Annotated in this window: 8 protein-coding genes; 2 read left to right on the top strand and 6 right to left on the bottom strand. The window is 69.4% G+C overall.

Going from position 1 to position 10058, the window contains the following annotated elements; genetic code table 11:
- Window positions 1-288 precede the first annotated feature (288 nt).
- Window positions 289-1872, bottom strand: a complete 1584-nt coding sequence (locus tag GP2_RS10150; protein WP_006900417.1) for an adenylate/guanylate cyclase domain-containing protein — start codon at window positions 1870-1872, stop codon at window positions 289-291.
- A 164-nt stretch (window positions 1873-2036) separates the two neighbouring features.
- Between GP2_RS10150 and GP2_RS10145 the strand changes: the two genes are divergently transcribed.
- Window positions 2037-3443, top strand: a complete 1407-nt coding sequence (locus tag GP2_RS10145; protein ID WP_006900416.1) for a carotenoid oxygenase family protein — start codon at window positions 2037-2039, stop codon at window positions 3441-3443.
- 27 nt (window positions 3444-3470) lie between these two features.
- Here the strand turns inward: GP2_RS10145 and GP2_RS10140 are convergent, their stop codons facing one another.
- Entirely contained in the window at window positions 3471-4757 is a 1287-nt protein-coding gene (locus tag GP2_RS10140; RefSeq protein ID WP_006900415.1) for an adenylosuccinate synthase, read from the bottom strand.
- Window positions 4758-4848: 91 nt separating this feature from the next.
- On the opposite strand from GP2_RS10140, the gene GP2_RS10135 reads away from it, so the two are divergent.
- Entirely contained in the window at window positions 4849-5505 is a 657-nt protein-coding gene (locus GP2_RS10135) for a hypothetical protein (RefSeq protein WP_006900414.1), read from the top strand.
- 27 nt (window positions 5506-5532) lie between these two features.
- On the opposite strand, the gene GP2_RS10130 is transcribed toward GP2_RS10135, so the two are convergent.
- The 4 genes from GP2_RS10130 to GP2_RS10115 form a co-directional block, all read right to left on the bottom strand.
- On the bottom strand, window positions 5533-6957 hold the full coding sequence (locus GP2_RS10130) for an MFS transporter (protein WP_051997203.1): 1425 nt from the start codon (window positions 6955-6957) through the stop codon (window positions 5533-5535).
- A gap of 104 nt (window positions 6958-7061) precedes the next feature.
- The gene (locus GP2_RS10125; RefSeq protein ID WP_006900412.1) at window positions 7062-7892 is read right to left on the bottom strand and encodes a polysaccharide deacetylase family protein; all 831 of its coding nucleotides are present in this window, start codon (window positions 7890-7892) and stop codon (window positions 7062-7064) included.
- Window positions 7893-7941: 49 nt separating this feature from the next.
- Entirely contained in the window at window positions 7942-8862 is a 921-nt protein-coding gene (locus GP2_RS10120; protein WP_006900411.1) for a cation diffusion facilitator family transporter, read from the bottom strand.
- 73 nt (window positions 8863-8935) lie between these two features.
- Window positions 8936-10054 (bottom strand): FUSC family protein, encoded by a 1119-nt coding sequence (locus tag GP2_RS10115; RefSeq protein ID WP_006900410.1) that lies wholly within the window; start codon window positions 10052-10054, stop codon window positions 8936-8938.
- Window positions 10055-10058 lie beyond the last annotated feature (4 nt).

Here is a 10058-nt window from a genome sequence, read left to right as displayed (position 1 = left end):
TCAAGATCAGCCGCCACGCCCGCCGAACCCGGTTGAAGCTTGCCGCCCACGCACCACATGTTGGACTGCTGCTCGACGGGATCTCAAGACTCGCAGCACTTCCCGCACCTGCCTGACATCAAGCCGACCTGACCTCTGATCCAGAAAGGACGTTCCACCTCGGGGCCGTGAACCCCGACGCCCACCGACGCGTCGGGCACCTCTCACGGCCTACGCCCGGAGATCCGGTCCTCAGACCACCCACCCGGGCCACCCAACAGACGACCGCCACCTCACGAAAGATCGAGGCTAGCGAGTCGGCTGCGCGCGGTCGGCAGAACCCGCAGCGCCGGCAGGCATCGCGGCGTAGACCACGGTCTCGGCCGTGCGACCGCGGAGGGTCAGCGTCTCCATCCGTTCCCAGTGTCTCGCCTCGCCGGCCGCCGCGGCGTCGACCGCGCGGCCCGCGGCGAGCGGACGGGACGGGTCCCGCTTCGCCAGCTCCGACAGCCGGGCGCTCTCGTTGACCGGGTCGCCGATCACGGTGTACTCGAAGCGCTCGATGGCACCGACGTTCCCGGCGACCACCGAGCCGAAGCCCACCCCCACGCCGGCGTTCAGCTCCGGCACCTCGTCGGCCAGGCCGGCGACGATCCGCCGTGCCGCGGCGAGCGCGGCCCCGGCGGCATCGGCGAGTTCGATCGGTGCTCCGAAGATCGCCAGCACCGCATCGCCCTCGAACTTGTTGACCAGTCCGTCCTGCGCCTCGACCTCCCGCACGATGACGGCGAAGAACTTGTTGAGGATCTCGACCACCTCGGTCGGGCGCCGCTCGGCGGCGAGCGTGGTCGACCCGATCACGTCGACGAACAGCGCCGCGGCGACCCGTTCGCTGCCGCCGAGTTCGGGGTTCGAAGCCAACGCCGCCTCGGCGACCTCCCGGCCCACGTGGCGGCCGAAGAGATCCCGCATCCGTTCCCGCTCGCGCAGACCCGAGACCATCGCGTTGAACCCCACCTGCAGATCGCCGAGCTCGGTGCCGTCGTAGACGACGAGGTCGGCGTCGAGACGCCCCGCCTGCACGCGGTTCATCCCCTCGCGCACCGACCTGATCGGCCCGGTGATGCTCATCGACGACAACAGGGTCAGCAGCAGTCCGGTGAACAACGCGGTGAGTGCGAGCACCGTGACCCCCACGAAGAGATCGAGTTTCGACGTCTCGTCGCGCGCCACCCCGAACGCCACCACCAGCAGGATGCCGATGACCGGTATCGCCGAGCCGGCGATCCAGGACACCACCGACCGCGACATCACACCGGATCGTTTCCGGCGGTGGAACCCGGCCGAGATCAGCTCGGCGACAACGGGTCGCAGCGTGAACTCGATGAACAGATACGAGATCGCCACCACCACAACGCCACTGAGGCCCACCACGAAGAGGGTCTTGGGGATGAGTTGCGGGTCGAGGACGCCGTACATGATCGTCAGCATCACGGTGGCGCCCGCCCAGAGCAGGCCCTGCACCAGCGACAGCCGCCACGGGAGTCGCATCGTCCGTCGCGCATCGCGTTTCGACGGTGTCTCGTCGCGGATGGCCCAGCGCAGCACGCGGACGCCGACGAGCGTCCCCCACCCGATGCCGATCACGAACGCCGCGACGATGTACACCGGCACGGCGATGAAGTTGACCCACCAGAGTTCCGCGGTGAACACCGTGGGCTCCGGGATGCCGACGGCGGCGAGAGCGGCGGCCACCAGGGCACCGAAGACGTTCGCGGCGACGATCGAGGCGGTCAGCAGCGTCTGGATCCGCACGCGCTGCTTGAGTGAACTCTCCCCGGCGGAGCCGAGCAGGATCGAGCCGTAGTCGCGGCTCCCCCGTCTCGCAAGCATGCCCAATCCAATCACGCCCGGGACCGGAAGCACCGCACCCCGCCGACGCGCCCCCGACCGGCCGACACCGAAACGGCATTCATGACCTGCGTGTTCGTCCTACGCTGTGGGCAGGCTCGCGTCACGATCCCGCAGTCGAACCCATCCGACACCGAAGGCCCATCATGACCGCTTCCGAGCGCCCGGCCCGGCCCGCGCCGGTGGACATGCACACCCACCCGTTCCTGACCGGCGTGTTCGCACCCCAGCGCGAGGAGGTCGACGTCGCCGACCTCTCCGTTGCCGGCGAGATCCCCGACGACCTCGCCGGCAGCTACCTGCGCAACGGGCCCAATCCCCGGTTCGATCCGATCGGCTCCTACGTGTACCCGCTCGACGGAGACGCGATGGTGCACCTCATCCGCGTCGAGGACGGCCGGGTGTCGTACTCCAACCGTTTCGTCCGCACCCCGATGGTGGTCGCCGAAGAGGCTGCCGGACATGCGATCTGGTCGGGCATCACCGACGGGTACACCCCACCGGCGTCAGAGGTCGGCGACGAGCTGGCCGGCACCATGCGCGACCTGCCGGACATCAACATCGTCCGGCACGGCGGGCGTCTGCTCGCGATGGCCGAGGCCGACCGCCCGTACGAGATCTCCCCTGCCGACCTCGCGACCGTCGCCAAGACCGACTGCGACGGCGCCATGCTGGTCGGCAGCACCGCGCACCCCAAGATCGACCCGGCGACCGGGGAGATGGTGCTGTTCAACTACGCGCTCGAGGCGCCGTATCTGACGTGGGCGGTGGTCGGGCCCGACGGCCACACCACGCGCAAACCCACGCCCGTCGACGGTCTCGACGCGCCGATCATGGTCCACGACATGGCGTTGACCTCGCGGTTCATCGTGCTGTTCGTGTGCCCCCTGGTGTTCGACATCGCCGCGATGCTCCGCGGCGGGTCGCTGCTGGCATGGCAGCCGGACCGCGGCACCCGGATCGCGCTCATCCCGCGCAACGGCGATCCGGTGCGCTGGGTCGACACCGACCCGTTCTGGGTGTGGCATGTCGCCAACGCCTTCGACAACCCGGACGGCACCGTCACCGTCGACTACGTCGAGTGGACATATCCGGGCGGCTTCGCCGATCAGCCGCGGCCCGCGTCGTCGGAACTGGTCCGCGCGGTCGTCGATCCCGACGCCGGGATCGGCAAGACGGTGGTGAGCGACGCCGTCGTCGACATGGAGTTCCCGCGCGTCGACGACCGGCTGCTCACCCGCGACCACCGTCGCATCGCGTCCGTCGCCCGGGCCGCGGGGGACACCGGTCAGCGCGAGAGCCTGTGGTTCCACGACCTCGCAGCCGGAACCGAGACCGTCTGGACACCGGGGGTGGCGGTCGGCGAGCCGATCTTCATCCCCGGCGCGGGGCACGACTACTGGGGGACCATCGGGACCGATCCCGCCGACCTGCGGTCGCGGTTCTACCTGCTCGACGCGGACGCCCCCGCCGACGGGCCGATCGCGACGGTGGATCTGCCGATCCGGGTGCCCGCCGGGCTGCACGGGGCCTGGCTGCCCGCAGAACCCTGAGCGAGCAGCGCCCCGAGAGCCGAGTCGTCAGACGATCGCGCGACGCACGATCGTCTGATCGCGTCCCGGGCCGACGCCGATGCACGAGATGTGTGCGCCGGAGAGCTCTTCGAGCCGCAGGATGTAGTTCTGCGCGTTCTGCGGCAGTTCCTCGAAGGTCTTGCACTGGGAGATGTCCTCCCACCAGCCGGGCATCTCCTCGTAGATGGGCTTGGCGTGGTGGAACCCGGTCTGGGTCATCGGCATGTCCTCGAAGCGCTCGCCGTCGACCTCGTAGGCCACGCAGATCGGGATCGTGTCGATGCTGGACAGCACGTCGAGCTTGGTGAGGAAGTAGTCGGTGATGCCGTTGACGCGGGTGGCGTAGCGGGCGATCACGGCGTCGAACCAGCCGCAGCGACGCGCACGGCCGGTGGTGACACCGACCTCGCCGCCGGTCTTGGCCAGGTAGGCCCCCCACTCGTCGAACAGCTCGGTCGGGAACGGACCCGAGCCGACGCGGGTGGTGTAGGCCTTCAGGATGCCCAGGACCGTGGTGATCTTGTTCGGGCCGATGCCCGCGCCCACCGCCGCGCCGCCGGCGGTCGGGTTCGACGAGGTCACGTACGGGTAGGTGCCGTGGTCGACGTCGAGAAGGGTGCCCTGCGAGCCCTCGAGGAGCACGGTCTCGCCGCGCTCGAGAGCCTGGTTGAGCAGCAGCCGGGTGTCGGCGATGCGGTGCTTGAAGCCTTCGGCCTGGCCGAGCACCTCGTCGACGACCTGCGCCGGGTCGAGGGCCTTGCGGTTGTAGATCTTGACCAGGATCTGGTTCTTCAGCTCGAGAGCCGCCTCGACCTTCTGCGCGAGGATCTTCTCGTCGAGGACGTCGGCGACGCGCACACCCACGCGGGCGATCTTGTCCTGATAGCAGGGGCCGATGCCGCGACCGGTGGTGCCGATCTTCTTGTTGCCCAGGAAGCGCTCGGTGACCTTGTCGATCGCCACGTGGTAGGGCATCAGCAGGTGCGCGTCGGCCGAGATCAGCAGTCCGCTGGTGTCGACACCGCGCTCCTCGAGGCCGCCGAGTTCGGTGAGCAGCACGCCCGGGTCGACGACGACGCCGTTGCCGATCACGTTCTTCACACCGGGGGTGAGGATGCCCGACGGGATGAGGTGCAGGGCGAACATGTCGCCGTTCGGGAGTACGACCGTGTGGCCGGCGTTGTTACCGCCCTGGTATCGGACAACCCAGTTGATCTGGCCGCCGAGCAGGTCGGTGGCCTTCCCTTTGCCCTCGTCGCCCCACTGGGCTCCGATAAGCACGATCGCGGCCATGATTCGGGTACTCCTTCGTGTGGCGCGCTTGAACTGATCAGAACAAACCTCACCAACACTACTGTGTCGAGCGCCCGGATACCCTATCCCCGTGTCTTTCGCCCTGATCACCCAGTCAAGTCGCTCCGACGACAAACAAGCCGCACGCGCGGCGGTCGCCGACGCGCTGTCCGATTCCGAGGTCACCCGGATCATCGTCGAACCCCGTGTCTCCGAACGGTTCGCGCCGACGATCGCCGAGGAGAACGACACCTTCCTGGACGCGGTCGTGGCCGCCCTGATGGCCGCCGAGCGCCTCGACGTCGAAGTGGCGTATGTCTCGCCCGAGCCGACCGCCGCGACCCGCCGGTACCGCCTGCCGCACGGCCCGCAAGCACGCCAGTTGGCCGAGACCGGCACCGCGACACCCGTGCCGCTGATCCGCGACGACGCCGCGACGGTCGTCTTCGGCAGCGCCCGGCACCTGGGCGCGAACGGCGAGAAGTTGCACGGCGAGTGCTATGTCGACAACGAGCGCCTCTTCGACGGGGATGTCCGCTCGGTCCTCATCGAGCCGACGCTGGAAGCCCCCGGGCTGCGGGCGCAGGTCGAGCGGTGGCTGCTGCCGGGCAAATGGATCCACGGCCGGGCGGTCCAGACCGGGGGCACCAACATCGTGGTCGAGCGGGAGGGCGTGGTGAACGAGCGCGTGCTCAAGCGCTCGACGTTCTACCGCCACGTCGCCGATCTGCTGCTGGTCCGCCCCTGAATCCGCTGGTTCCAGCGCCGGTGCCCGTCAGCCGACGGGCACCGGTTCTGTCTCCGTCACCGGAGCCGACGCCCGCGGTTCGTGCTCGGCCTCGACGGCGCTGACGCCGGTCGCCAGGTGCAGGTCGTCGCGTCGGATCAGCGTGGTCGCGACCACGCTGATCACCGCGGTGAGCGCGAGGTATCCGGCAGCGAGCCACGGCGAGCCCGACGCCGCCCCGATGAGCGCGGTGAGGATGAGCGGCGTCAGGCCCGAGGCGTAGATGCCGGAGAACTGGTAGACGACCGACAGCCCCGTGTACCGCACGCGCGTCGGGTACAGACTCGCGAACAGCGTCCCCTGCGCGCCGTAGAACAGCGCGTGGACCACGCCGAACACGATCACCAGCGCAACCGTGAACCAGACGAGGTTCTCGGTCCCGAACAGGGCGAACACCGGGTACACCGACACCCCGTAGGCGGCCATGCCGGCGAGGTAGACGGGCTTCGCGCCGAACCGGTCGGTGAGCAGCCCCGACACCGGGAGCAGTGCGGCCATCACGACCGAGGCGATCGTCACCGCCACCAGGACCGGGACCTTCTCCATGTCGAGTTCGCTGGTGGCGTAGGCGATCGCGAACACGCCCCAGGTGTTGAAGGCCGAACCCTCGCCCCAGCGGGCGAGCAGGCCGAGGACGGTGTTGCGGGTGTTGGGCGGCGTCACGACCTCGCGGATCGGCGCCGACGACTGCTGCGCGAGTTCGGTCACCTCGGCGAAGGCCGGCGTCTCGTCGACCTTCAGGCGGACGACGAAGCCGATGACCACGAGCACGATGCTGACCAGGAACGCGATGCGCCAGCCGTAGGTGAGGAACGCATCGTCGTCGAGGGCCACCTGCAGCAACGCGAACACGCCGGTGCCCAGAGCGAGGCCGAGCGCGAGTCCGATCTGCGGGATCGAGCCGAAGAGACCGCGGCGGCGCTCGGGGCTGTGCTCGACCGACAGCGGCACCGCGCCCGCCCATTCGCCGCCGAGCGCGAAGCCCTGCACGATGCGCAGCAGGAGCAGGAGGATCGGTGCGACGACGCCGACCGACGCGGCGTTCGGCAGCACGCCCATCAAGGCGGTGGCGACGCCCATCATCACCATCGTGATCGCGAGGGTGCGCTTGCGGCCGATCCGGTCGCCGATGTGCCCGAAGATCACCCCGCCGATGGGGCGGACCACGAATCCGACGGCGAACGTCGCGAACGACAGCAGCGTGCCCACGAACGAGCTCTGGTCCGGGAAGAACAGCGTGTTGAACACGAGACTCGCGGCCGTTGCGTAGAGGAAGAAGTCATACCACTCGACCGTGGTGCCGAGGAGGCTCGCGGCCACGACCGTGCGGAGTCGCTTGCGGCGCTCGGCGTCGGTCTCGCCGACGGTCGCAGGGCGGACAGGGGACGCGGGAGTCTGCAGGGTGCTGGCCATGACCGGCACACGGTATCGGCGTCACGCCGTTCGTCGCGCGAATGGAATCAGCGTGAGCGAAAACCCCGCGCGGTTGCGCGCGGGAGGCCGCCGGGCTCCGGTTCCTAGGTGCTCTGGAAGTAGTCGTCGAGCGTCACCATGCGGAGGTTGCGCCGTTTGATGATGTCCACCAGCTTCGGATAGACCTTCGTCACCGGATCGTGGTTGGCGTGGCCGATCACGACCGACTGCGGCTGGAAGTACTTGCGGGCGCACTGCACCAGATACTTCTCGGTGATCAGGCCGGAGTCCGACAGCGAGCCGTACCAGAGCGTCGGCATCGTGTAGCCGAGGTCGGCGGCCACCGCGTCCACCGCGGCGTTGTGGTAGCCGAACGGCGGACGGTAGTACGGGGTGCCGTCGACGCCGTAGGTGTTCTTCAGGAAGCGCTTGGTCCGGCCCAGTTCGTCGGCGATCTGCTTGCCCGACAACTCGGTGAGCGCGGGATGCGTCCAGGTGTGGTTGCCGAGCTGGATCTGCCCCGACTCGACGAGCGGCCGCAGTTCGTCACGATGATCGGTCCAGCCGTCGAACGACCCGGTCACGAAGAACGTGAACCGCGCGCCGGTGTCCTGCGCGAACTTCACGTAGGCGCCGACGACCTCGGAACTCGCGCCGTCGTCGACGGTCAGCGCGATGTGCCGCCCTTTGCCCGGCAGCGCCGTGATCGGTTCGTCCGGGAGCGGGTGCTTGGCACCGACCGCGGGCGGCAACAGACCTGCCGGCGTGGTCGAGAGTGAGGCCGGGGTGCTCGGCGTCGGCGGCGTGGAGGGGGTGGGCGGGGCGGAGGCGACCTCGGCGGCCGGGACCTCCGAAGCACATCCGGCCACCGAGGCCGCGGTCAGGGCGCCTACGGTTCCCGCGGCCAGCACCGCGAGGAATTCGCGTCGATCCATGCCGAAAATCTAAGACATAACCGACATCACCGGCGAGATGGACCACCGTTCACCAGGTGAGTTCGTCCCGGCATCGTCTGTCCTCGCCCTCGGGGTCCACCTGCACGGTGGCGTGGTCGAGTCCGTGTTTCGCCAGGATCGCCTGCGCGGCGGGCAGCACCTCGGAGTTCGGGTGCCGGCTGCCGAGGTGCACCGTGGCGACGTCCATGCCGGTGGTCAGGGTCCACACGTGCAGGTCGTGGACGTCGTCGACGGCGGGGATCTCCGCGAGGTCGGTCCGCAGCGCCTCGACGTCGATGTGGGCCGGCGCCTGCTGGTTGAGGATGCGCAGCGCGTCGATGGCCAGCCGCAGCGCCCGCGGGACCACCCAGAGTGCGATCAGGACCGCGGCCACCACGTCCGCGTAGCCCCAGCCGGTGGTCAGCGCGACGATGCCCGCCACCAGCACTCCGACACTGCCGACCGCGTCCGCGAGCACCTCCAGGTAGGCGCCCCGCACCGCGATGGACTCGCGTGAGTCCGCGCGCAGCAACAGCATCACGGCGAGGTTCACCGCCAGGCCCAGGGTCGCGACGACGATCAGCGTCAGGCCCGGGACCTCGGGGTCCTTCCCGATCCTCTCGATCGCCTCGACGAACACGAAGACCGCGACGCCGATCAGCAGGAGCGCGTTGGCCACCGCGGTGAACACCTCGGCCCGGTACCAGCCGAAGCTGCGGGAGTCGGTGATGCGCCCGTGTCGTCCGAGGAGCAGCGCGGTCAGGCCCATCATCAGCGCGACGACGTCGGTGAGCATGTGGCCGGCGTCGGCGATCAGCGCCAGCGAGTCGACCAGGATGCCGGTGACGAGTTCGACGACGAAGAAGCTGCCGATGAGGAACACCGCGAGGGTCATCGGCCACAGGCGTCGCCGTCCCGCTTCCCCGGCGACGGGGGTGTGGGAGTGCGCGTGCGAATGAGAGTGCCCCATGGTCGGGCCAATATATGCGTAGTTACGCATATATGGCAACCGCCCTCCTCCCGGTCTCGCCGGTCGCCCCGGGTCAGCCTCGCAGGGTCGCGAGTGCGGACGAGCGCCGGAGGCCGGCAACCATCAACAGGTCGACGAGGAGCGACCTGATCTCGGCCAGGAGCGCGGCCTCGGACAGCTCGCTGTTCTCGGCCAGGTCCTTGCGCGCCTTGCGCACGATCGACCGGATCACCCGCGCGGCCTCCACCGGGTCGGGGTCCTCCCCGGGGTCGGCGAGCATCATGTGGCGCAGCACCTCGAAGGCGCCGCCGATGTCGTCGATGATCTCGATCAGCTCTGGCCGGACCCGTTCACCGCGCTGCGTGATGGCCAGCGACCGGCGGGCGATGATCCGGAAGTTGCGGACCGCGTTGTCGATGGGATCCGCGGTGCGCATCAGCCGGTCGAGACGGTCGCGGGAACTCCAGTAGAGCGGCGATATCCGGGTGACCTCCCGGCCTCCGGTCATGTCGGTCCGCATCTTGTTGATCGCGGCCTGGGTTCCGCGCGCCTTCTCCAGGGCGGCGGCGATCGGCTCGGTGTCGGCGGCCCGCAGACCCTCGGCGACCGTGCGTGCCGCGTCGCGGACCGTGGTGAGCACGGCGGCCGCGTCCTCTCGCGCCCGATTGGCCGGATTGACCGGGAACAGCGCGGCGACGAGTATGCCCACGACCCCGCCGATGAGCGCGTCGAGCGCGCGGTGGAAACCTGCGACGCCTCCCGGCGGGAGCAGGGTCGCGACCAGCACGGCCGAGGACGCCGCCTGCATCGGGATGAGCAGGCCGTCGTCGAGGATCACGGCCAGGGACATCGCGAGGATGACCACGACCATGATCTGCCACGCGCCCTTGCCGACCGCGCCGATGAACAGGTCGCCGACGAAGATGCCGATGGCGACGCCGCCGACGAGTTCGACCGACCGGCGCCAGCGGCGTCCGAGACCGAGCCCGAGGGAGATGACGGCCGCGATCGGCGCGAAGAACGGATCGGGGTGGGCGAAGACATGCGTCGCGATCCACCACGCGATCCCGGCCGCCAACGCGCACTGGACGATCGGGACCAGCGAGATCTTCAGTCTGCGAAGCCGTCGCTTCAGCCCGTCGGGCAACGAGTCGAACACGCGACGCGGAAGGGTGCCGATCGCAGATGCCATCCGA

Origin of the sequence: Gordonia paraffinivorans NBRC 108238, assembly GCF_000344155.1 — a bacterium.
GTDB classification, from domain to species: domain Bacteria; phylum Actinomycetota; class Actinomycetes; order Mycobacteriales; family Mycobacteriaceae; genus Gordonia; species Gordonia paraffinivorans.
Note: the sequence above shows the minus strand (reverse complement) of the source record. Positions and strands in the feature narration are given on the sequence as shown.